This window comes from Caloramator australicus RC3, assembly GCF_000297115.1.
GTDB classification, from domain to species: domain Bacteria; phylum Bacillota; class Clostridia; order Clostridiales; family Caloramatoraceae; genus Caloramator; species Caloramator australicus.
Genome location: NZ_CAKP01000100.1, coordinates 12,312 through 35,657, shown reverse-complemented (window position 1 = coordinate 35,657; position 23,346 = coordinate 12,312). Strand labels below are relative to the sequence as shown.

The 23,346-nt window shown below is 30.8% G+C and carries 19 protein-coding genes, 1 pseudogene and 1 other annotated feature; of the genes and pseudogenes, 9 read left to right on the top strand and 11 right to left on the bottom strand.

The window, feature by feature from the left end; translation table 11 throughout:
• Window positions 1-181: pseudogene (locus CAAU_RS14670) on the bottom strand (UPF0236 family transposase-like protein); the annotation flags it as partial.
• A 324-nt stretch (window positions 182-505) separates the two neighbouring features.
• Here CAAU_RS14670 and CAAU_RS09885 point away from each other — a divergent pair.
• Window positions 506-1,366: a flavodoxin family protein gene (locus CAAU_RS09885; protein ID WP_008909299.1), complete on the top strand. Its 861-nt coding sequence runs from the start codon at window positions 506-508 to the stop codon at window positions 1,364-1,366.
• 77 nt (window positions 1,367-1,443) lie between these two features.
• On the opposite strand, the gene CAAU_RS09880 is transcribed toward CAAU_RS09885, so the two are convergent.
• A complete protein-coding gene (locus CAAU_RS09880) occupies window positions 1,444-2,166 on the bottom strand; it encodes a gamma-glutamyl-gamma-aminobutyrate hydrolase family protein (protein ID WP_008909298.1) in 723 nt (240 codons plus the stop codon).
• A gap of 103 nt (window positions 2,167-2,269) precedes the next feature.
• On the opposite strand from CAAU_RS09880, the gene CAAU_RS09875 reads away from it, so the two are divergent.
• Window positions 2,270-3,421 carry an aminotransferase class V-fold PLP-dependent enzyme gene (locus CAAU_RS09875; protein WP_008909297.1) on the top strand — a complete coding sequence of 384 codons (1,152 nt, stop codon included), beginning with the start codon at window positions 2,270-2,272 and terminating at the stop codon, window positions 3,419-3,421.
• Between the two features lie 55 nt (window positions 3,422-3,476).
• Window positions 3,477-3,682 (top strand) — a binding site (T-box leader).
• A gap of 38 nt (window positions 3,683-3,720) precedes the next feature.
• The gene (gene argS, locus CAAU_RS09870; RefSeq protein WP_008909296.1) at window positions 3,721-5,412 is read left to right on the top strand and encodes an arginine--tRNA ligase; all 1,692 of its coding nucleotides are present in this window, start codon (window positions 3,721-3,723) and stop codon (window positions 5,410-5,412) included.
• Between the two features lie 9 nt (window positions 5,413-5,421).
• Here argS and CAAU_RS09865 read toward each other — a convergent pair whose 3' ends face one another.
• The 3 genes from CAAU_RS09865 to CAAU_RS09855 are packed head-to-tail and all read right to left on the bottom strand — an operon-like array spanning window position 5,422 to window position 10,209.
• Complete coding sequence (locus tag CAAU_RS09865) at window positions 5,422-7,041, bottom strand: nuclease domain-containing protein (protein ID WP_008909295.1); 1,620 nt, start codon at window positions 7,039-7,041, stop codon at window positions 5,422-5,424.
• Complete coding sequence (locus CAAU_RS09860; RefSeq protein ID WP_008909294.1) at window positions 7,025-8,950, bottom strand: McrB family protein; 1,926 nt, start codon at window positions 8,948-8,950, stop codon at window positions 7,025-7,027. The genes CAAU_RS09865 and CAAU_RS09860 overlap by 17 nt, the downstream gene beginning before the upstream one ends.
• On the bottom strand, window positions 8,947-10,209 hold the full coding sequence (locus tag CAAU_RS09855; RefSeq protein WP_008909293.1) for an OmpH family outer membrane protein: 1,263 nt from the start codon (window positions 10,207-10,209) through the stop codon (window positions 8,947-8,949). Before CAAU_RS09855 ends, CAAU_RS09860 begins: the two co-directional genes overlap by 4 nt.
• 128 nt (window positions 10,210-10,337) lie before the next feature.
• On the opposite strand from CAAU_RS09855, the gene yjbM reads away from it, so the two are divergent.
• From yjbM to perR, 3 genes are all read left to right on the top strand, one after another.
• A complete protein-coding gene (yjbM, locus tag CAAU_RS09850) occupies window positions 10,338-11,156 on the top strand; it encodes a GTP diphosphokinase (RefSeq protein WP_008909292.1) in 819 nt (272 codons plus the stop codon).
• Between the two features lie 193 nt (window positions 11,157-11,349).
• Window positions 11,350-12,552, top strand: coding sequence for a hypothetical protein (locus tag CAAU_RS09845; RefSeq protein WP_156792076.1), 1,203 nt, complete (start codon window positions 11,350-11,352; stop codon window positions 12,550-12,552).
• Window positions 12,553-12,599: 47 nt separating this feature from the next.
• Entirely contained in the window at window positions 12,600-13,028 is a 429-nt protein-coding gene (perR, locus tag CAAU_RS09840) for a transcriptional regulator PerR (RefSeq protein ID WP_008909290.1), read from the top strand.
• A gap of 8 nt (window positions 13,029-13,036) precedes the next feature.
• Here perR and CAAU_RS09835 read toward each other — a convergent pair whose 3' ends face one another.
• Window positions 13,037-14,290 carry an ABC transporter substrate-binding protein gene (locus CAAU_RS09835; protein ID WP_008909289.1) on the bottom strand — a complete coding sequence of 418 codons (1,254 nt, stop codon included), beginning with the start codon at window positions 14,288-14,290 and terminating at the stop codon, window positions 13,037-13,039.
• 164 nt (window positions 14,291-14,454) lie between these two features.
• Here CAAU_RS09835 and CAAU_RS09830 point away from each other — a divergent pair, with 164 nt between their 5' ends.
• Window positions 14,455-15,348, top strand: coding sequence for an FG-GAP repeat domain-containing protein (locus CAAU_RS09830; RefSeq protein WP_008909288.1), 894 nt, complete (start codon window positions 14,455-14,457; stop codon window positions 15,346-15,348).
• 49 nt (window positions 15,349-15,397) lie between these two features.
• Here CAAU_RS09830 and CAAU_RS09825 read toward each other — a convergent pair whose 3' ends face one another.
• Both CAAU_RS09825 and CAAU_RS09820 read right to left on the bottom strand, forming a co-directional pair.
• Entirely contained in the window at window positions 15,398-16,369 is a 972-nt protein-coding gene (locus CAAU_RS09825) for an ROK family protein (protein ID WP_008909287.1), read from the bottom strand.
• Window positions 16,366-17,556 (bottom strand): ROK family transcriptional regulator, encoded by a 1,191-nt coding sequence (locus CAAU_RS09820; protein ID WP_008909286.1) that lies wholly within the window; start codon window positions 17,554-17,556, stop codon window positions 16,366-16,368. The genes CAAU_RS09825 and CAAU_RS09820 overlap by 4 nt, the downstream gene beginning before the upstream one ends.
• 316 nt (window positions 17,557-17,872) lie before the next feature.
• Here CAAU_RS09820 and CAAU_RS09815 point away from each other — a divergent pair, with 316 nt between their 5' ends.
• Window positions 17,873-18,208 (top strand): L,D-transpeptidase, encoded by a 336-nt coding sequence (locus tag CAAU_RS09815; protein ID WP_008909285.1) that lies wholly within the window; start codon window positions 17,873-17,875, stop codon window positions 18,206-18,208.
• A gap of 321 nt (window positions 18,209-18,529) precedes the next feature.
• Window positions 18,530-19,813 carry a glycoside hydrolase family 18 protein gene (locus CAAU_RS09805; protein ID WP_008909283.1) on the top strand — a complete coding sequence of 428 codons (1,284 nt, stop codon included), beginning with the start codon at window positions 18,530-18,532 and terminating at the stop codon, window positions 19,811-19,813.
• 115 nt (window positions 19,814-19,928) lie between these two features.
• On the opposite strand, the gene CAAU_RS09800 is transcribed toward CAAU_RS09805, so the two are convergent.
• The 3 genes from CAAU_RS09800 to CAAU_RS09790 all read right to left on the bottom strand — a co-directional run bounded on the left by CAAU_RS09800 (window position 19,929) and on the right by CAAU_RS09790 (window position 23,235).
• Window positions 19,929-20,978, bottom strand: coding sequence for a hypothetical protein (locus CAAU_RS09800; protein ID WP_008909282.1), 1,050 nt, complete (start codon window positions 20,976-20,978; stop codon window positions 19,929-19,931).
• A gap of 31 nt (window positions 20,979-21,009) precedes the next feature.
• Window positions 21,010-21,933, bottom strand: a complete 924-nt coding sequence (locus tag CAAU_RS09795) for an alpha/beta hydrolase (RefSeq protein ID WP_008909281.1) — start codon at window positions 21,931-21,933, stop codon at window positions 21,010-21,012.
• A 177-nt stretch (window positions 21,934-22,110) separates the two neighbouring features.
• Entirely contained in the window at window positions 22,111-23,235 is a 1,125-nt protein-coding gene (locus CAAU_RS09790) for a radical SAM protein (RefSeq protein ID WP_008909280.1), read from the bottom strand.
• Between the last annotated feature and the right edge of the window lie 111 nt (window positions 23,236-23,346).

Below are 23,346 nucleotides of genomic sequence, written 5' to 3'. Positions count from 1 at the left end.
TGAATATTCTATTCCTCCTAGGAGCGTAAWTAATACTTTTCTTGTCTTTTCTTTCAACTATCCATTCCTTTTTTCTCTTATCATCTTCTTTAATCGCTTTATCTAATTCTTCTAAAAAGTCTTTTATTATATTCCTTCCAAGTTCATCAGTCGATTCTTTAACTACCTCAACAAGTTTTGTAAAATCCCATTCTTTTGACAGCATTTCTTCTACATTTTTTTATTAATTTAGTAGTGAAATTTATTAAAATGTTGTTGTATAATATCATGTTGTATAATATTATTCAAAAAGAGACACCCCCTTATTGATTTGTGTTTTTTCCACTTTTTATTTTACCACAGGGGTTGTCTCTTTTAAATTTTTTGTCCTTTTTCGTCCTACAATAATTTTACACTATGTAAAATTATTGACTCACCTGAAAAGATCGAAAAACTACAAAACAAAAAAATATTATTTGCCTTAGATTTAGATGAAGCAGGTTTTTGTCATGAAGTTAATACTATTATGTCTAAATTATTTGAATTAGGAAAAGATGCCCTTTTAAACTCAACTGCTGCGATCTTGATCCATAGCCCTAATTATCTTTTTACCAAATCTCAGGCACAGTCTATAATATTTCTTGCAAATAGTTTAGGTTGCCGTTTTATAGGTCATCCCCTTGTGGAGGCAATAAAGGACTTTAAAAACTTCCAAACTTGGCAGAAAACAATTAATCTTTCCCTTGAAGAAATTTGTTATGACCAATGCAGAATATTGGGCAATAGACTTTGGGATTTTGATAATAAAAAGCCCTCTAAGCCTAAACTACTGGCCCTTCATGCCAGCAACAAAAGCACCTCCAACACCCTTATGCTATGGCATATGGTAATGAAAAATTTATGTGAATTTGAAATAAAAGAACTGCATGTTGAGAATGGAACTGTTCTTGATTGCATTGGCTGTTCCTTTAAAACCTGCATTCACTTTAGTAAACAAAGAAGCTGCTTTTACGGTGGAATTATGGTGGAGGAAGTTTACCCAGAGGTTGAAAAATCCGACATAATAATGTGGATTTGTCCTAACTATAATGATGCAATTTCTGCTAATTTAACGGCTGTTATAAATAGATTAACTGCGCTTTATAGAAAGATGAAATTTTATGATAAGAGAATATATTCAATTGTCGTATCCGGCAATTCGGGAAGCGACAATGTTGCAAAGCAGCTCTTGGGTGCTTTAAATATAAATAAGGGGTTTATATTACCCCCCTATTTTCTTCTTTCTGAAATTGCAAATGATCCTGGAACAATCCTTAAGGTCCAAAATATTGAAAATAAAGCCCTTGATTTTGCATTAAAAATAAAAAGAGAAATATTTGCCGATTGAAAGAAAAGTAAAATTAAAGTATAATATGCTTGGACGCTCACCTCAATTTTACTCCTACGATTGTAGGGGTTATTTTTTTATTTGCACCAATTGATAAACTCTTCAAAGAGCCTCAACATTATTGGGTGTTTCTTAGTCATCATCTCGGGATGCCACTGAACCGCCATTATAGGCTTTGTTTTATGCTCTATTGCCTCCACTACTCCATCTGAGGATGTGGCAGAAACTATGAAATTACTTGGCACTTCCTTTGCTGCTTGATGATGGAAACTATTTACAAGAACTCTATCCGTATCAAAAATCTTATAAAGCCTTGTTCCCGGGATTATATTTATATAATGTCCTATATCGTTTATATTAGCCCTCTGCATATGATTTATGTATGCTCCTGCGTTTTGGCTAATATCCTGATAAAGTTTTCCACCAAAAGCAACCACCATTATTTGCTGCCCTCTGCTTATTCCTAAAATAGGCATATCCTTCTCTATAGCTGCTTTAACTATGAAAAGCTCATATAAATCCCTTGGAGTGTATGTAAATCCTACATGTTTTGATGGTTCCTCTCCGTAATAAATTGGGTTCACATCATGTCCGCCAGATAAAATAATGCCATCAAGCTGATCGATTATCTGCAAAAGATCCGATTCCTTGTTAATTATAGGAACAATAACAGGAATACCACCTGATTCTAAAACTGCATCGATATAGTCCTTTGCAATATAAAACCTTTCCTGGCCTGTATAAAGACCCTCCTGAGAAATCATATAATCGGCTGTTATACCAATTAAAGGTTTTTTCATAACATTCACCTCCTGTTATTTATATGATATATCTTTTTTTGGAAATTTAAAAGTAATTTAAAAAAATTATTGTATAATAAAATTAATGAAGGAGGGATAATAAATGAAAAGAATATATATGGACAATGCAGCAACATCCTTCCCAAAGGCTAAGGGAGTTGCTGAGGCTATGACAAATTACATAGAAAATATAGGCGGAAATGTTGGAAGGGGTTCCTATTACAACTCCTATGCTGCAGGATCAATAGTATATGAAACAAGGGAACTTTTATGTAAATTATTCCACTTTGATGACCCCTTAAAGGTAGTATTTACGATGAATATAACTCAAAGTTTAAATATGATACTTAAAGGTTTTCTTAAAGAAGGTGACCACGTTTTAATTTCTTCAATGGAGCATAATGCTGTCCTAAGGCCCTTAACTAGTCTAAAGCAAAAAGGAATCGAGCTGGATATAATTCCCTGCGACAACGAAGGCTTTCTAGATCCTAATTCAATTAAACAATATATAAAATCTAATACCAAATTACTTGTTATAACTCATGCTTCTAATGTATGTGGCTCTATACAGGAAATTAAAGAAATAGGTAAAATTTGTAAAGAACATGATATTGATTTTGTTCTTGATTCTGCTCAAACTGCAGGAATATTAGATATAGATTTTTACGATACATACTTAAGTGCCCTTACCTTTACAGGGCATAAAGGTCTTTTAGGCCCCCAAGGAATTGGAGGATTTTTGATTACCAATGAATTTTCAAATAAAATATCCCCTCTTATAGAAGGTGGAACTGGAAGCCTTTCAGAATCCTATTCGCAACCTGAAATTTTACCTGATAAATTTGAATCAGGCACCTTAAATATCCCTGGTATTTTTGGACTTAATGCATCTTTAAAATATATATTAAGTTTAGGCCTTGAAAATATAAGAAAAAAAGAAAAAGATCTTGCAAAGCTATTCCTTGATGGACTTCATAACATAGAAAATATTAAAGTTGTTGGAAGTTATGATATAAGTAAAAGAACTGCAGTAGTTTCAATTGATTTTCAAAACATAGATAACTCTGAAGCAGCCTTTATCCTCGATAACGAATATGGGATTATGACAAGAGTTGGACTTCATTGTGCTCCTTTAGCCCATAAAACTTTGGGAACCTTCCCAAAGGGAACAGTAAGATTTAGCTTTGGCTACTTTACGTTAGAAGAAGATATATTCTATGCATTGGAGAGCATAGAAAAAATAGCTAAACTTTAGGTTAAATATTGATGCTCATAATTTTTTATTATATAATTAATAACAAACCGAATATTTAAAGTCAATGATGGGGAGGAGTATCATGAGGATCCCTTAAGCGAGCAGGGGACGGTGGGAGCCCTGTAGGGTTACTTATGAGAAAAGAGCCCCTAAGACGCTGCCGGAAAGCTTTATGCAAGTATGGTAAGCCCCTTCATAGGGTTAAAATTTCGAGTGGGCACATGCCAATAAGAGTGGTACCGCGGGATAGCCGTCTCTTGCAGAGACGGCTTTAATTTTTTTATACGGGAGGGATGTTTATGGAATATAAAAAGATAATCTCTGAAAGACTAAGTGCATTAACAGGTCTTTCAAATGATGCAATTGAAAAACTTATTGAAATTCCACCAAAACCGGAAATGGGTGACTTTGCCTTCCCCTGCTTCCAGCTTGCAAGAACCTTAAGAAAAGCTCCTAATTTAATCGCCGAAGAATTAAAAAATAGCATAGATAAATCTGGTTTTGAAAGAATTGAAACTGTTGGTGGGTATTTAAACTTTTTTGTAGATAAAGCAAACCTTGCAAAATCAACCCTTGAAAAAATATTATCTGAAAAGGATTCATATGGACATTCAAAGATAGGGGCAGGTAAAACAGTTACAATAGACTTTTCTTCACCAAATATAGCAAAGCCATTCCACGTAGGACATTTATACTCAACTGCAGTTGGTAACGCTCTTTATAGGATATTTTCATCCCAAGGCTATAAGTGTGTTGGCATAAATCATCTTGGCGATTGGGGAACTCAATTTGGCAAACTAATAGAAGCATACAAAAGATGGGTTGATGAGGAGGCTCTTGAAAAGGAACCTATTAAAGAACTATTAAGAATTTATGTTAAATTCCATGAAGAGGCAGAAAAGGATCCAAGCTTAGAAGACATTGCAAGAATGCATTTTAAAAACCTTGAAGATGGCAAAGAAGAAGAAGTTAAGCTTTGGCAAAAAATTAAAGACGTTAGCTTGATGGAATTTAATAAAGTATACGATATGTTAAAAATTAAATTCGACTCCTATGCTGGGGAAAGCTTTTACAACGACAAAATGGATGAAGTTGTAAAAATGCTGGAAGAAAAGGGACTTCTTACAGAAAGCCATGGTGCACAGGTTGTTAATTTAGATGAATTTAATATGCCACCCTGCATAATTAAAAAGTCCGATGGTGCCACGATTTATGCAACAAGGGACCTTGCTGCAGCAATTTATAGAAAAAGAACCTATGATTTTTATAAAAATATATATGTTGTTGGTCTTGAACAAACTTTACACTTTAAACAGGTATTTACAACCCTAAAACTTATGGGGTTTGATTGGGCAGATGACTGCGTTCATGTAGGTTTTGGTATGGTAAAGTTTGCTGATAAAAAACTTTCAACAAGAAAAGGTGATGTAATATTCCTTGAGGATTTATTAAATGAAGCTATTCAAAGAGCTAGAGAACTTATTGAAGAAAAAAATGCATCATTAGAAAATAAAGACGAAGTTGCAAAAATTGTTGGAATTGGTGCAGTTGTATTCACCTACTTAAAAAACAACAGAGAAAGAGATATTGTTTTCTCATGGAATGATATTCTCAATTTTGATGGTGAAACAGGACCATATGTTCAATATTCATATGCAAGAGGTAAAAGCATTCTAAGAAAGGCAGAAGGTTATGGTGCTAATTTTGATTTTGAAAAGTTAAATTCTCCTGAAGAAGTAGAACTTGTAAAGCTTTTAGCCTCCTTTAATGATGCAATCCTTTCCGCAATAGATAAGTATGAACCTTCCATTTTAACAAGATATATTATTGATGTAGCTAAAGCCTTCAATAAATTCTACAACATGCACCCAATCCTATCAATTGAAGATGAAGCATTAAGAAATGCACGCCTTGCCCTTGTTGAAGCTACAACTATAGTTATTAAAAATGGATTATCATTGATTGGTATCGATGTGGTTGAAAGAATGTAAAATGAGCCCCTAGGTTAGGGGCTCATTAATTAATTGTTTTAATATTTTAGTTAATTCATCATAACCTATTATTGTAGATGCATCTTTTGGTTTTAACTGCAAAAATAAGTAGTTTCCAAATTCCTTTTCAACAAGAACGTCCATATCTAACTGTCCAGGATAAATAATTATAACCTTTTCAATAGGGAAAATAGGCCTTTCTAAATCTTTTGAAATATATTGAACTGTTGTTTTGTAATTTTTAATTTGAATCATCGTCTCATTATTTTCTATATCACTCCACAAGTAACCGAATCTTCGATATTTAACTTCTATTATATAAGATTTTATATATTTGTTATCTTTATAAAAATCAATCCTTATGTCCGGTAATTTATTTGAAGCATGAGTATAAAAACCCGAACCGTTTTTTAAAGCCTCTTGATATAATGAGTATAGTTCCTTTTCATACCACACTTCTAATCTTAAGTTTCCTTTAGTAAAAATTGCTCCCATCCCGCTTGGGATCTCATCATTTAACTTGTTTGAAAGCAATTTTTTATAGTCGCTTTCCTCAAGGTTAAATCCTAATTTTTGAATTATATCTAGGACAACTAATAAAACAAAATACTCATAAAGTAGATCCGTTGTTTTAAAATTTGGTTGATAATAATTTTTATAGTCTATAAGTTTTCTATATAATCTATAAACTTTCCCATACTTTGAATTCATTAATATGCTCTTTAATGGGATAACTTTACTTGTAGAATCTACATCTATAAAAAAGTTTATATACTTTGACAATAAGTTTTTCATCCAGCGAAGATCCTTAATGAGAAAATCATAATCATTAAAATCTCCTTTTGTTTCCTTTAATTCATTCAAAAATACCTCTAAATCCCTAAGTTCCATATAAAGATTTAAAAGCATCGCCTTTAAAATTTTGTTTTCTCTTGAATTTAGGGTTGGGATCTTTTTTATTTCTAATCTTTCTCCCCCATTTCTCCTGCCTGAAAACCTAATAGTTTTGATATCTTGTTTTTTAACATTTTGTCCTTTCATATAAGCTTTTTCAAGTTCAGTTAAAGGTGATTTAATTATTTCGTCTAATAGTTTAACTAATATTATGAAGTTTTCCTTATATGTCTTTATAACATTTAAATAATTTGATTTTATTATATTTTTCTTTATTCTATTTATTTGAGCAAAGGTGTTTAAATTATATGATATTCCGTCTATTCTACTATTTATATAATCCCTTATGAATTGTAGCTGCAATTCATTAACATGCCTTGGATTAACAGAATAAATATTGTAATAATAATTGCCCTTATAAAAAATTCTTACCAAATGGTCCCCTGGAAGAAGAATAGAATATTTATTTAAACCTTCAAATAATTTTTGGCTCTCATTTGGATTTATCTTTATAAACTCACCTTGGCCGTTAAAAATATTTTTTATTTCTAAGTAGCTGTTTTCATCAGAACTTTCGAATTTAACGTTTACTTTTGATGATTCTTTTAGTTCAACTATTTTTTCCTTTATCTCATATATATTGTCATAAAATTTGTCTAACCTAAAAATAGTTTCTTTATCGAAGTTATCAACAGTAAATACTACTGCTGCACCAAAATTATGATGCATACCCATTATAATACATCTCCTCAGCCTTTCTCTTTATTTCTGCTAAACAAAGTTTAAAATCTGAAACATTCTTTGCTAAATCGTCAGTAAATAGCTGATATAATAAACTATCTTTAATTCCTTCTCCATCGCTAATTCCTATAAGCCTTCCGAACTGTTCCTGATGCCCTTTGATTTTAGTTAAAATTCTTTGTTTGATAGCAATATCTATTGCCCTACTTCTATCAATAAGTTTTTGTCCTTTATCGTCTTCGGGAATATTTAAAATATATAATGCTATATGCTGTAGTGTTCTATAGGAAACTCCTTTTTGTTTGTCAAAGCTGTTAATCAGGTTATGTAGTTTATCAAAAAATTTCAATTCAATGTCTTTAAATACATCAATAGGGAAATCAACTGTCCTTCTCCAACTCCTTATAAATTTGCTTTCTACAAAGCTTTCTGTGTAATTAGTATTTTTTTTGTTTTTAAACAAATCCTTCATTTCCACAAATGGAACGCTTTCTAATGTTATTACATTAGCCCTATCTAATAATCTATCCGAAAAATCTTTAGTTGTTTCATCTATATTAACAGTTCCAACAAATAAAACATTATCGCCAACAGTTATCTGAGCAGGATATTTATCGCTATTTTTACAGTTTGAATTTTTATTGTATAATATCAATTTTCTTTCATCTTCCTTCATCTCTAAGAGCGAAATAAAAGGGCTAAACCAATACTCTACTTGACTTAAATTCATTTCGTCAAAAATAATCATAAAAAGTTCATCTTTTCTATCATGGGCCCTTTTTAAAATATCGGCAATTCCAGTTTCAGAGGGAATAAATTCCTCCTTAGAAGTATTAAGATATCCAATAATATCCGCAGGTTCAGTATATGCAGGACTGATTGGGATCACCGTATAATGTTCCTCATCAAGCCCCAATGCCTTTGCATAGGCAACGGCTAATCTTGTCTTACCGGTTCCTGCCATTCCACTTATTATTGTTAAAGGATTTGTTTTTAAGCATACATGAAAATTATAAAGATCTATATCTCTATAGCATAATCCCTCATTAAAAAGGTATTGCTTAAATTTTTCTAAAAATTTGATTTCGCTTTTAACAGAATCTCGATAGATCTGAAAATCCTCTTTATTAAATATGTAGGATCCATTTTGTTCAATTATTTCCTTTAATCGATTTTTATAATCTTCAGATATAAATAAAAGCTCATCGCTTACCTTATAAATCACATTATCGTAAAAATCATTGGGAAACTTTATCTTTTTTATATCTCCTATACTTGCTAATATCCTTTTCCCTTTTTGATTTGTCCAATTAAGGTTTCCATATATATAATCGTCACATATAATAATTTCGGGATCTTCAAACTCACTATTGTATAAAGGTAGTTCAATTGGAAGCTGTTGCATTATAGCTTTTTCTAATTCATATTTTGACATACTTGGGGAAGGAATAGGTATATACCTTTTAGTAAAATCGATATTTGCAGTTTCAATATCAAAAATTACTAAATTTCTATAAAACAATTCATTTTTTGATTTTTCTTCTTTTTTCATGAATGGTTTAAATAATATTAATTTGTTTGCTAACCTCTCGTATATTCTTTCTTTTTTTATTTTTATATCTTTTTCACTCCAAAAATCCGGTGACATAGGAACATTTTCTAATGCCTTTTCAAAACCAATAAACAAGTTATTTTCAAAGGGTCCTGGTAATTCGTATATCCTTTTAGGGATTGTTGATATTGGTTTAATATAAAATAATACATATTCAGGATTTTTTTTAAGGTAAGTAATAGGCTTTTGTTCTTCACCTATAGATGGAAAAAATTTTTCATCTAATGCAAGATGACCTAATATATAACAGTCTTGAATTGCTTTAATATCCTCTTGCTTTATATTTTTCATGATAAACCCTCCACACTTTTCTTTTTTAAAATAATATTTCTAATAAGCTCCTCTAAGGACAATCCGAAAATAACGTAATACTTAATTCCTTTGCTTTTTAAAGATTTCTCCAAATTTAATAAATCTTTAGTTGAATCAATAGAATTCCTATGAATAAAAATCTGCCCTTCATAGTTTTCTATATTATCAAGAATATTTATATTTTCACTATTGATTATATTGCATCTTCCGATAACATCAAAAACTCTATCATACTGATAATTTGTAATAATCGTATTTTCATTCTCCTTTTCAAACTTATTTATTTTGTCATCATTTACTTTTTGATCGTCACTAATACTTTTCTTTAGATCCTCCAATTCCTTTGCTTTTGCATTTTTATAATCTTCAAAATCTCTTTCTAAGGATTCAATTTGCTTTTCAAGGGACTTAATTTTTTCCTCCTTGTTTTTAATCTCACCTTCTAAACTTTTATTTTTTTCAGTTAATTCTTTTAGCTTATCTTCAACAGTTTTATAAACCTCTACATTAAAGCAAACACTAGCATCCGATAATAATTTATTGAAAAAATTCCTTTTATCTTGGGGGACCTGTAACAAATCTTTAATGTTTTCTGATATATATGCTAAAACAGCAATATAATCCGTAATTTGACTTCTATTTTCCGTAAAGAATTTAGCAAATTCATCAAATTTCATTTTTGTAAACTTTTTCTTTAATTTATAAAAGTTATCCTCTTGTCCTATCAAGTTTAGCATCGAAATCGCTTCAGGTTCAAACAAAGAAAAATACTCAATAGGGTCCTTAAGTTGTAAAAGCTTTTCAATAACTTCATAGCAATTTTCTTCATTAATTTCAATCTCACCTACTAGACCTTCAAATATATGCTTATTATTTATAAAATTATTAAACATCACACCTGCATTTTTTTGTGCAAATTCAGGATTCATAAGTATTAAAATTCCTAAAGGAAAATGTGGATCTACTTTTTCCTTTAACGGATATGATAAAAATGTGTATAAAAGATCATCTAAATCATTAAGATTGAGCTCCTTTAACTTTAACCCATATATATCCTCTAAAAGTTTATAGAACAACTCATCTTTACTGTTAAATTTTGTAAACAAATGCTTTCTTAGTATTTTTTCTGGAACTTTTGCAACATTGGAAAATCCATTGATATTTATCTTCCATTTATTAGCTATTTTAATCAATATCTCTTGGTCTGCAACAGTAAAATATAATTCTACTATATTCATCAAAACACCTCCATTTTGTCCCCTTATATATATTCTATAAAAAATCTCATTTTCCTTTATTTTAAAATTGATAGTTTTAAAAAGCTATAGTTTTTGTTAAAATAGACTAGGAAAGGAGCGTGGGGGATATGCTTGTTAAAGATTGGAAGGAATTTTTAATCCCTTACGAACAAGCAGTTGAAGAGTTAAAAATAAAATTTAAAAGTATAAGAAAACAGTATAGAAGTAAAAATGAATATTCACCAATTGAATTTGTAACCGGCCGTGTAAAAGAAATATCAAGTATCCTTGAAAAAGCAAAAAAGCTTGATATCCCTCTGAATAAAATTGCAGAGGAAATGGAAGATATAGCAGGAATAAGAATAATGTGTCAATTTGTTGAGGACATATACAAAGTAGTTCAAATTATTCGTCAAAGGGATGGCAAAGACTTAAAAATAGTTTATGAAAAGGATTATGTAAAAAATAAAAAAGATAGTGGCTATAGAAGTTACCATGTAATAATAAAATATCCTGTTCAAACTACCGAAGGAGAAGTTGAAATATTAGCAGAAATTCAAATTAGAACCCTTGCTATGAACTTTTGGGCTACGGTTGAACATTCACTAAATTATAAATACAAGCAAAGTATACCTGAAGAAATTAAGGATAGATTGAAAAGAGCTGCAGAGTTAGCATTTTTGTTAGATCAGGAAATGTCTGAGATAAAAGAGGAAATTATAGAAGCTCAAAAGATGTTTGAGATTAAATCAAGTGTAATTTCGGATATACTTGATAATATTATAACCCTCTATTCATTAGGTAAAATTTCTGAGTCTACAGATTATCAAGATAAATTTAATAAACTATTAGAAAAAGGTGATATAATAGAATTAAAGGATCTTTTAGATGAACTTAATGAAAAAGTTCAGCAGACACGCCTTCAACTTTTTCAATTAGAGGAATAGTGGTGATAATTTTATGGAACAATTTGAAGGCAAATTATTAAACATCGTTTTTATAGCTTTATTAACTATTTTTTTGTTGGTTTCTAATATAGGTCATAATTTCAAAGTGGATATTTTTTCAACCTTCAACACTATCAAACATTATAATAACTTAAACAGATATTGGGAACGCTCAAAAAACCATCCTGAACTTATGGAATTTGCAACAAATTATATAGTTTCTTTCCTTAAGAGCAATAAGTTAAAACCATTTAATAATTCTTATATTCATACCTTTGAAAGAGTTTTTCCTGTTGGGGAAGCTAATTCACATTTTGAAGTTCTTTCCCTTGGGGGTAAACGAATTAGAAGCTATAAATATGGCAAGGATTTTTTTGAAGACTTTAAGGGCTTATACAAGGAAGGTCAAATCTATGGAAGTCTTCAATATGTAAGTAGAATCGACCAAAATATTTATAATGAAATTATTCTAACAGATTTGTATAATTATAATAACATAGAAGAACTTGATAATTATTTTTTATCAAAGAATGTTAAATGCGTTATTTCTCCTTCCTTTTCAGAAGACCTTGCTTTTAGTAGTGGAATATATGATGATAATCTAAAAATAAATGATAAAGGATTAATTAAAATTATAATAAACCCAAAAATTTTCTCTGAAATCATAAGATACTCCCAAAATGGATATAAAATCAGAATAGGTGCTAATAAAAAATTGGAGGAAATTAAATTTAAAAATGTATATGGGATAATGCCTGGAAAAAATAAACTCATAAAACCTCTTTTGATAGTCTCCTACTATGATTTTTTTATTAGACTTTCAGAAGTCCCCATAACAACTTATGAGCAAAACATTACTCCATCAATCATATTAGAATTAATAAACTCTATTAAAAATCAACGTGCAAAAACGCCGGACAGGACAATTATTTTTGTTTTTTTGTCTGGTCATTTGCTAAACTACAACCTCGATAATGTATTTTCAAATTTACCTAGTGGAGACATACTAATTATAGACGGCATAGGATTATCTGACTCCTTTTCGATAACCCAAACTCAAAAACAAAATGGATTTACCAATAACGTCATTGATATTTTAAAAGAGCATTCATTTTATATAACAAGTAGAAACATTAAGCAGGACTCAGAATTTCCCTACACCATTATTTCATGCGAAAATACCACTTTAAGCCCTCAAATAATATCAAGATCTGGAAAATTCTTATTATCGCTAATAAAGGATGAATGCTATAATTTAGGTTATATTGCAGCAAATTTTAGGTTGATCCGTAACATAAAAAAATTTTTTAATGCTTACTCAATACCTATTTCTATTATTTTATTGATATATACCGTATTTGTACTATTTAAACCTAAAAAAATTATTGACAAATAATTATTTTCTGTTATATTTATCTTAGAATAAATAAAAGGATGGTGTTTATGAATAAATTAAGCAATCTATTTAAAGAAAATAATCTAAAGCTCACACCACAAAGATATGCTATATATAATTATCTGCTTGGGACTAAAAGTCACCCTTCAGCTGAAATGATCTACGAAGCTTTAAGACCGCACTATCCTACCATGAGCTTAGCAACGGTTTATAAAACTTTAAATACTTTAATAGAGTTAGGATTAGTTCAGCAGCTGAATGTTGGAGAAGATAACTTTAGATTTGACGCTAAATCTGAATCCCACCCTCATATTGTTTGTCTAGGATGCGGAAGAGTTGATGACATCGATGAGCTTGAACTTGACCATATAAATCAAATAGCACAAAAATATACAAATTACAAAATAAGCAGTAGTAAGGTTTATTTTTATGGGCTATGTGCTGAATGTCAAGCACAAGAAAAAGGGGATCGTTAAGATCCCCTTCATTGTTGGAAGGATATTTTTAATACTCTATCCCATGCTTCACTCAGTTTTACCCTTCCTTCGATCATATCCGATAATACAATCCCTATAGCATCTGCCATCTTTAAATCTAGATTATCTATAAGAAATCCTGAATTATCATTTGTCATCTCAATATGAGATATGATGATTCTTTTATTTACTGTATCAAGCTGATTAGCTGTTTTTAAAGCAGATATAAAACCTTTTTCTACAAAGAGTTTTTGAGCTTCCTGTTCAAATAAAAATTTCAAAAATTTTTCTGCTTCATCCTTGTTTGAGCTTTTTGAAGAAACAGTTAAAATTTGTCCTCCACTTGCGCTTACCTTAGCCATAGGATTATCCACAAACTGAATTGGTGTTTCAAAAATTCCATATTCAAAACCAGAAGGCTTTTTAGTTTCTATCAGCTCTTTAGTTATTGAAATTGTTGGCAATATTGCTGCTTTTCCCTTTAAAAAATCATCAACTGATTGCATATAATTAATGTCAACACTATTCTTCTTAATAGAATTTTTAACTAATTTATCAAAAGTATTAAAGGCAATATTTATTCCCTGAATGTTCTCAAAGGCTTTTTTGTCCGATCCTAAATTATCAGTAAAACTTTGTATTCCTGTTGTTTGACATGTTATATTGCCAAATAAAAGGGCTAAAGTCCATCTATCCATTGCACCAATGCTAATTGGAATAATGCCTTTTGAATTTAGCTTCTTAGATATATCAATTAATTCCTTTAAGTTAGCAGGTTCTTTAATTCCATATTTGTTAAATATGCTTTTATTATAAAACCATTCGTATGTTATAGGTAAATCACCTATACCATAGTTTTTACCATTAAATGTTCCATAGGATAGATTGATAGGATATAGCTTATTTCTTAAATCATTTTTATCTATAAAATCTGTCAGGTCCGTAATAAGCCCAGTTTTAGCGTATTCTATAAGCTGATTTCTTTTTATCCCAACTATATCATAACCCTCTTCCTTTGTAAGGCTTTCTTTAATCTTAGATTCATCAGAAAGGTCAAAGGTTAATTCTATTTTTAAATCAGGATTTTGTTTTTCATATTCCTTAACAATTTCTTTATATATTCCTCCAATATTCTCCTCAGGATACATTATAGCAACTTTTAAAGTCTTTTTATTCTCTTCTCCTTCTTTTCCCTTTTTATTGCAGGAAGTAACTCCCAAAATCAAAGTAAAAATGAGAAAAATACTAATTAGCCTTTTCATCTTATCACCACTTTCTTAAATTTATCTCTCCAATATGTGGAAAGCTCAATTACAAAATGATTATATAAAAAATAGTATTATAAATCAATATTTGTTCCCTTAATTATATTTTTCCACAAATATTTTATAATTATCATTCATATAATTTAGTGGAGGTGAGTTTAATGAAATTAAAAATATATGTAGTTAAAAAGCAACAGCTTATCTGGGGAGCCATAATAATCGCCGCAATCATCATAGCTGCAATTATAATGATACTTATGAAAACAAAACAAACTATTAGCACTTTCAACCAACCAAATACCTACTATACAGATTTAAACAGCGACGGCAAAACAGATTGTATCCTTGTTGAAACAAACGAAAAAACTGGTGAATATCACTTATCAATTAAATGGGATGAAAAAAAAACTTCTAACCTAGAACCAGATCCCACCATTAAAACTTTAGGATATTTCAATAAAAACTGGCCAATGAACATAAGCTTTAATGATATCGATAAAGATGGTAAGCAGGAACTAATCCTTCAATCATCCGACAACAAAGGTCCAATATTACACGTTTTTAAGGTTTATGACGACAAAGTTATTAAATTAATTTCAGGCCGATACTCTATTTTTGGGGTTGTAAAAACTAAGGACTTTGAGCCTGTAATTGTTATTGGCAATAAATCAAAAAAAGGTATAACATATAATTATTTAACCTTTAATTCAAAGGGACCAGTTCCTTATGTTATGCCTACCTCTATGAACCTTGGAAAAAGCTCTTTAGAAAATTTAATTGGCTATCTTGAATCCCAAGAAGTTGAAGCAGCAAATTTAAATATTAGTAAAAAACATTTAGAAGTAGTTTCAAAAGGAAAATTCTTAGATGGAAATATTTATGAAGTTAAATACGATAAATACGATGTTCCAACTGAGTGCACATATATTTTAAGAACCTCAGAAGATACTCCTATTGGATATGAAAATACGATATACAAGGTTACATTAAGACTTTCAAAATATGATAGCAGGAATCCTCAATATAGCATCACTTCTATTGAAAAAATAAAATAATCAGAAGGGACTGTCCTTATATTTGTTCTAGGACAGTCCCTTTATTTTTCTATATTAAATTCAAATATTCAAGTATTGCCGCAATTGCTCCCATCATACCTGCTTCATCTAAAAGGTGGGCTGTAATAATCTTACAGCTTTCTTTTTGGATCTTCATCGCCCTTTTATTGACTTCTTCTCTTATATATTTTAATAATCTCTCCTGGGCCCTTGAAACTCCACCACCTATTATAAATAATTCTGGATTAATAATATTAATATATCCAGCTATAGCAATACCTAGCCATTCTCCAGTTTCCTTCATAATTTCTATTGCAAGTTCGTCCCCCTTATCATAAGCTTCCGATAAAGTTTTAGCAGTGATATTATCAACGCCTCCCGCAATTTCCACCATTAAAGACTTTCTTCCCGAGTTTATTTTTTCCTTTATTCTTCTTGCTATTGCAGGAGCTGATGCTATTGCTTCTATGCAACCTACATTGCCACAGGAACACTTTGGACCGTTTTTATCAACTGTTAAGTGTCCAAATTCACCTGCACAAAATCTGTGACCCCTTATCATTCTACCATCAGAAATTATAGCAGATCCTATTCCTGTTCCTATTGTTATGTAAATAAAGTCCTTACAATCTTTAGCAGCTCCAAAATACTTTTCTCCAAGGGCTGCAACATTTACATCATTATCTAAGAAGATTGGAACATTAAAAAACTTATTAAGGTCCTCCCTTATGTTAACATCCTGCCATTCGTTGCCTAAATTACCAGAGAAATAACATATTCCTTTTTCAACATCAATAAGTCCTGGGACGCCTATCCCTATACCAGCTATATTATCCACTGATAAGCCAGCTTCCTTTATAACATATTCTATCTGTTCTTTTATTCTTCTAATTGTATCTTTATAACCTTTATAAGCTTCAGTTGGAATTTTAGTCTTTATTATTACATTACCCTTCAAATCTGAAAGAGCCGTTACAATGTTCGTTCCTCCAACATCAATTCCAATTACATAATTTTTCATGATATAACCTCCTTCTGAATACTATCGAATAAGTTGTCAAGGACTAAAAGTGCAGCTCCCTTAGTTATAGCGTCCTTGCCTGTTTGGGTCCTCTTGATATTAACATTTTGAAATAACTCCTGTAAAGAATAGTTCTTTGCCGAAAGGAGTAATTCATCAAAAAATAAGTCATTAATATCTATTAAGTCCCCTCCTATGACAATTAATCTTGGGTTAAATATGTTGATCAAATTTGAAATGCCTAAGCCTAGATAAAATCCCGCTTTTTTAACAGCATCAATTATTTTTTGATTGCCTTTATTAACTTCTTCATGTATTTTTTCAATATCTAATTCATCCCTATATCCATTTTCCATTGCATATCTTACTATTGCCCTCTCCGAAGCATAGTTTTCTAAGCATCCATAATTGCCACAGATACATTTTGTTCCATTTATTTCCACTTTCATATGTCCAAATTCCCCTAACCCATCAGAAGCTCCCCTTAACTGCTGCTTGTCTTTAATGAAAGCTGCGCCAATTCCATATCCTACCTTTATACAGATAAAATCTTCTACTTCCCTTCCTTCACCATACCAGCTCTCAGCCATTGCCATAGCCCTTACATCTCTGTCAACAAAGGCAGGAACATCAAATTCCCTTTCTAAAATTTCCCTTAGATTAATGTTTTTCCAACCAAAATTAGGTGCAAATGTTATTGTCCCATTATTAAAATCAACTAATCCATGGGCAGCAACACCTATACCAAGTATTTTATTTTTTTCTGGCAAATATTCTTTTATTAACTGATTTATAAAATCTATCATTATATCTTTAACCTTTTCAAATTCCATATTGGGATAAAGCTTTTCAGTTAAAGAGCAAATTATTTCCGATTCCATATTCATAACTGATACTCTAAGTTTTGTAGAGCCAATATGAACTGCTATAACATAATACGAATCCGGGTTGATTTTTAATAAAACTGGCTTTCTTCCGCCCGTGGATTTTCCAAAATCGCTTTCAATTATTATATTTCTTTTTAAGAGTTCTGCTGTAATATTCGTTACCGTTGCAGGGGTAAGATTTAGCATCTTTGAAATTTCCACTCTAGATATTGGAGCATATAAGCGAATGGTATCTAAAACCAGCCCCGTGTTAATCTTTTTCATCAATTGAAAACTTCCTGGAATCATATTCTTTTTCAAACTATCACCCCCAAATAAAATTATACCAAAATATCATTATTAATCAATCTTTATTTTTTAATTAAATTAAGTTATAAAGCCATAAAAAAGAAGGGCCTTAAGGCCCTAAGGGGGATGGGGGGTTCTGTTAGTGGAAACTGCTGTTTCCTGCTCAAGTTATTTTCTTGAGCTTTCATTAATTAATTTTTCCAGTTCTAAATTTTTTATTCAATCTTTTTAAAAATTTTTATCGACATTTTTTGCAAAAAAAAATTATCATCAAAACTAAATAAAAAAAATATTTATAGTAATAAAGATTTTATAAGGACAGAAAAACATGGCAAATTACAAGATTATCATTAATACCAAAACAAACAGATTAATATTATACAAAAACGGAATCATAATTAGACAATACCCTGTAGCCCTTGGTAAGCCCTCAACCCCTACTCCAAAAGGAAATTTTAAAATAATCAATAAAGCGATTAATCCTAGTGGCCCCTTTGGGGCAAGGTGGCTAGGATTAAATATAAAGGGAATTGGAATTCATGGAACTAACAATCCTTCTTCAATAGGTAAAAACGTTTCTAATGGATGCATTAGAATGTTTAATAGTCATGTAATTGAACTTAGCAGCCTTGTTCCCATTGGAACGCCTGTTACAATTATTTAAGCCCAAAATAATGTGATATTTTGGGCTTAATATTTCACATAAAAAGGTTTATATCTGAATTTCTGTTTCAGATAAATTCATCGCTTTTCCCCCAACCTTAACCTCAAGTATATCTTTGCCTTGGGTTTTTAAGGAGACAATTATTTCAGAAGGTTTTTTCATTGAATATCCCTGCTCCATAATTATACATCCAGCTTGTTTTGGATTACTTTTACCATACTTAAATAACACTAAAGTGCATCTTTATTAAATAAAATTGAGCAATTTCCCTTATAATTCATAAAATAATAATGGATGAATTTATAAAAATAAGGAGATACTATGCAAATTCATGTTGTAAGGGCAGGAGAATCTTTATACAGTATTGCACGGTTATATAATTCAACAATTGGCGCAATTGCAGGAGCAAATGAACTTCCTAATCCAAATCAGCTTGTAGTGGGGCAGGCGCTTGTAATACCTATAGTAGGAAGGTTCTATTGGGTTCAACCTGGAGATAGCTTATATAACATTGCAAGAAGATTTGGAATAAGCTATCTTGCACTTGCTAGGATTAATGGTATTTCACCTAATAAACCGCTCCCGATTGGTTTTAGACTTTATATTCCCCCACTTCCAAGAAGAAGAGTAGAAATAAATGCATACGTAGAACCAATAGGCGGCAGAGTAACGCCTGCATTAGAACAATCTGTTCGAAGCGTAGCACCACATTTGACCTATCTCTCACCCTTTAGTTTTCAGATTCAAAGGGACGGAACATTAAAAGAACCACCCTTAAACAATTTTAGAAATATTGCAAATAACAGCGGTGCAGTTTTATTGATGGCTGTAACTAATCTTGAGGAAGGACAATTCAGCACGGAACTTGGAAGACTTATTCTTACAAATCAGAAATTGCAAGATACTCTACTTGACAATATCATTTCCACAGCAAAGCGACTAAACTTTAAAGATATACATTTTGATTTGGAACATTTACCTCGTGAATTAAGAGAAAACTATAACGCCTTCCTGCGTAAGGCTAAAGCAAGGTTAAGTGCTCAAGGTCTATTAATGTCTACAGCTTTAGCACCAAAAACAAGTGCCACACAAGCAGGTGAATGGTATGAAGCCCATGATTATAGAGCCCATGGTGAAATTGCCGACTTTGTTGTCATAATGACCTATGAATGGGGCTACAGCGGCGGTCCTGCAATGCCAGTATCTCCATTACCTGAAGTTAGGAAGGTTATTGAATATGCTTTGACGGAAATGCCTGCATCTAAAATTATGATGGGACAAAACTTATATGGATATGATTGGACTCTTCCATTCGTCCCTGGAAGCGTTGCAAGGGCAATTAGCCCACAGGAGGCAATTTTATTAGCAGCAGAAAATAATGTGTCTATAAGCTATGATACAAAAGCTCAGGCTCCTCATTTTAATTATATAGATGCAGACGGAAAACGCCACACAGTATGGTTTGAAGATGCTCGTTCCATTCAAGCTAAATTTAATCTAGTAAAGGAACTTGGTCTTAGAGGTGTAAGTTACTGGAAGTTAGGAATTTCTTTCCCACAAAATTGGCTGCTAATAGAGGATAACTTTGAAGTAGTGAAAAGATAATTAAAAATTAAACTAAAAAAGCTGCCAAGAGATAATCTTGGTAGCTTTTTGAATCTGTTGAAAACTCAGAAGCATCTTTATAATAATTTTTTCATTCTAGTAATAGATGTTTATTTTAATTGACATTGATAACAATCATGTTACTTTTTAAATTTAACCTCTGTTTTAACTCATCTGTTATTTTTATCTGTACTTTAGTCCCTTTCTTTAAATTCTTAAATTGATATTGAATAGAGTCAACAATCGTTCCTGAAGCAGCATTAATATCATATTTTATAGACTTTGGAGCCATTATTTTAATATGTTCCTGGTAATTTTTCAGTGCCCCTTTATTGTATATTTCAATAGGTAACATCGGATAAGCACTTTGAGTTTCACTTAAAACTATTTCTAAATTAGATGTATTAACTTCAACTACTTCATTTTTAGGAACATCTTTGCCATTTATAGTTAATCTGTATTTCCATTCATTTTTTGCAATTTCTAGTAATTCCTTGCTTGAATATGATTTTTGCATTAACATTTTTATATACTTTTTTTGTTCATCTACTTTTCCCCTTAAAAAATTCAATTCAATCTCCAATGATGATATTTTCTCTTCTAATTCCTTTATTTTAATTTCATTAGAACCAGTAGAAATTTTATCTATTTGTTCAGGATATATTTGAATCTTTTTTTGATCGTTAAGGCATAAATAAACTGTGCCTCTGTCAAAAACAAAATTATTATATTTTCCCTTACTGTTAATATAGTATTCAAATGCCGTCAAGTCACCTTTTATTCCACTATCCAATCCATCTTTTATGAATTTTAATTTTTTATAATCATCTGTGTCTGCTTTAAAAATTCCATTCTTAACAGTGTATTTATTTGATTTTTTATCTAATGATATTACACAGTAATCATACAAATTTGGTCGTATATAAAGAAAAGTATATTTAATATTGCCATTTATTGTTATTTGCTTAGGAACAGTTTTGCCACTTATTATCTGTTTAACTTGAAATACAATTTTATTATCACTTTGCTCAGATACTTGAGCAATCACCAATGCATATTGATCATTATGCATAAGTCTCCATAATATATCAGCAGAAAAAGCTTTTAAACTGGTATAAAAAAAACATATCAAAATAGCGCCAACTGTAAAAAATCTTTTTAGCATATAAATACCTCCAAAATAATACTATTTTTAGTCAATGAGACTTAATCCACAGCAATAAATCCTTCATTACTTCATCACGATTAATTTCATTTAACATCTCATGTCTTCCATCCTTATAAAATTTATATTGAACATCCTTTATTCCTAATCTTTTATATGTTTCAATTAGCCATTTAATAGTCTTGCATTTATTACCAACTGGATCTTGATCACCAGAAAAAATATAAATTGGTAAATCTTTTGGAATTTGAGCCATATTCTTTTTTTGATGTATACTTCTAAATCCCCTTAAAAAATCATAGTAAAAACTAGACGTAAAAATTGTCCCACAGAAGGGATCGTTTATATATTTCTCTACTTCCTTTTCATCCCTGCTCAACCAATCAAACTCAGTTTTTGTTGGTTTAAAGGATTTATTATAGTTTCCAAAGGATAATTTATTAAGCAATTTGCTCTGCCATCTTTCACCTTTTATTTTCATTTCAATATAAGCAATAAATCTTCCAATGTCTAATAATAGACCTTGCTTTCCTGCCGTTCCAGACAATATTACTCCTCCTAAGCTGTCACCATACTTTGTGATATATCCTTGTGCGAGTAATGAACCCATACTATGTCCTAAAAGGTAAACAGGAAGATTTGGATTTTCTTTTTTAATAATATCATTAAGCTGTTTCATATCTTCAATCATCCAATAAAATCCATTTTGTCCTATATAGCCTACATTCTCAAGGCACTTTGCAGTCTTGCCGTGTCCCCTATGATCATTTGCATAAACTATAAATCCTTCATTTGTAAAAAATTCCGCAAATCTCTCATATCGTGCGGCAGTTTCAGCCATTCCATGTGCTATCTGAATAATGCCTTTAATTTCTTTTCCTTCATCTGGCATCCATTTGTAGGTAAAAATCTCTATATTTTCTCCATCACAAAAGGTAAAAGTCTTAGTTCTCATGTTACCGCCCCCTTTATATATTTATATTATACCATATTTGTTTATATTTTCCGTTGTATAATATTGTGCTCAAAAAATTTTAACTTTTCTTTATGCGTTTTATATTATATCCTTAAATCCATATAATCAGAAAGGGCAGACAGTTGAATATACTGCCCGCCCTGCTATTAAAATATTTTAAATAAACAGCTCGCCAATTTTATAACCATGAGGTAATTCTTCTTCAATTAAAAATTTAAAATTATCATCTTTTAAGATCGGTAAAAATACTTCATATGGAATCCTTGAAAATTCACTTGCGTAATTGCTAGCTCCAAACCATTTACCTTCTTTGCTCCCTAAATTTAACCCCCTAGCAAATTTCGTATAGTTTGAACAGTCATGAACTACTAAATCCCAGTTTTCCTCATCAGCTATTTTCATAAGTTTCAAAGTCAATTCCCTGCTCCAAATTGGCGAAATATATCCACCCCTATAAATATACATGTTTTCACCATAATAATTGTATATATTATTTTCGTTTAAATGCAACTCTGCACAGTTGATAAAATCAAGTTTTGTATCTAATATCGCCTTCTTTTTCTTTAAAAAGGTTTCATAAAATTCCGGGGTCATTGGTGTTTCGATTCCCACGCTTTCAATATATTCTTTAGCTATTCCAATATTTTCAATGACTTTATCTGAACAATTAGAAGCACCTAAATTAAAACGTATCTCGTTAAGACCAGCTTCACCTAATGCTCTTAAAGTCTCTTCTGTCGCTAATGTTCCATTTGTGTAAAGATGTTGATGAATATTAGCCTTTCTAAATTTTTTTATAATCGGATAATATTTTTCAATTTCTATGAATGGTTCTAAATAAACATAAGCAACACCAGTAGGTTTACTTTGGATTGACAAAAGTAAATCAATATCTCTTTCATAAAATTTAGTTCCTCCAATTTCCCACAATCCTTCTCCGATTGGAGGCATATATTCTATTTGTCCATAATTATAACAGAATTTACAATTTAAGTTGCATTTATTTGTTTTTCTAATTGCACCTAAACCAGTGCCAAGTAAACAAGAACGACACCCTTTAGGAAACTTATTTTCATTTCCTACAAAGTAGGTTCTATTATCTAATGTTTTTAAATTTTTGATTTCCGACATTAAAAGGGCATTTCTATATTCAACTGCTGCTTCAATTTGCGCTAAAGTAGCGTAAACGATCTCCTCCTGTTTAGGACTGAGCTCTTCATCTTCAGGAAGTTGTGAAAAAAATTCAAACCACATTAGCGCATCTTTTTTTGAAATTTTCATGAGCGGTCCTCCTCTATAAATTATCGAGATCTTAATTAATCCTTCCTTCTAGCAACCAATATATTATTTTAACATATTATTTTATCCTTGTCCTCTTCATTTATATCTAAA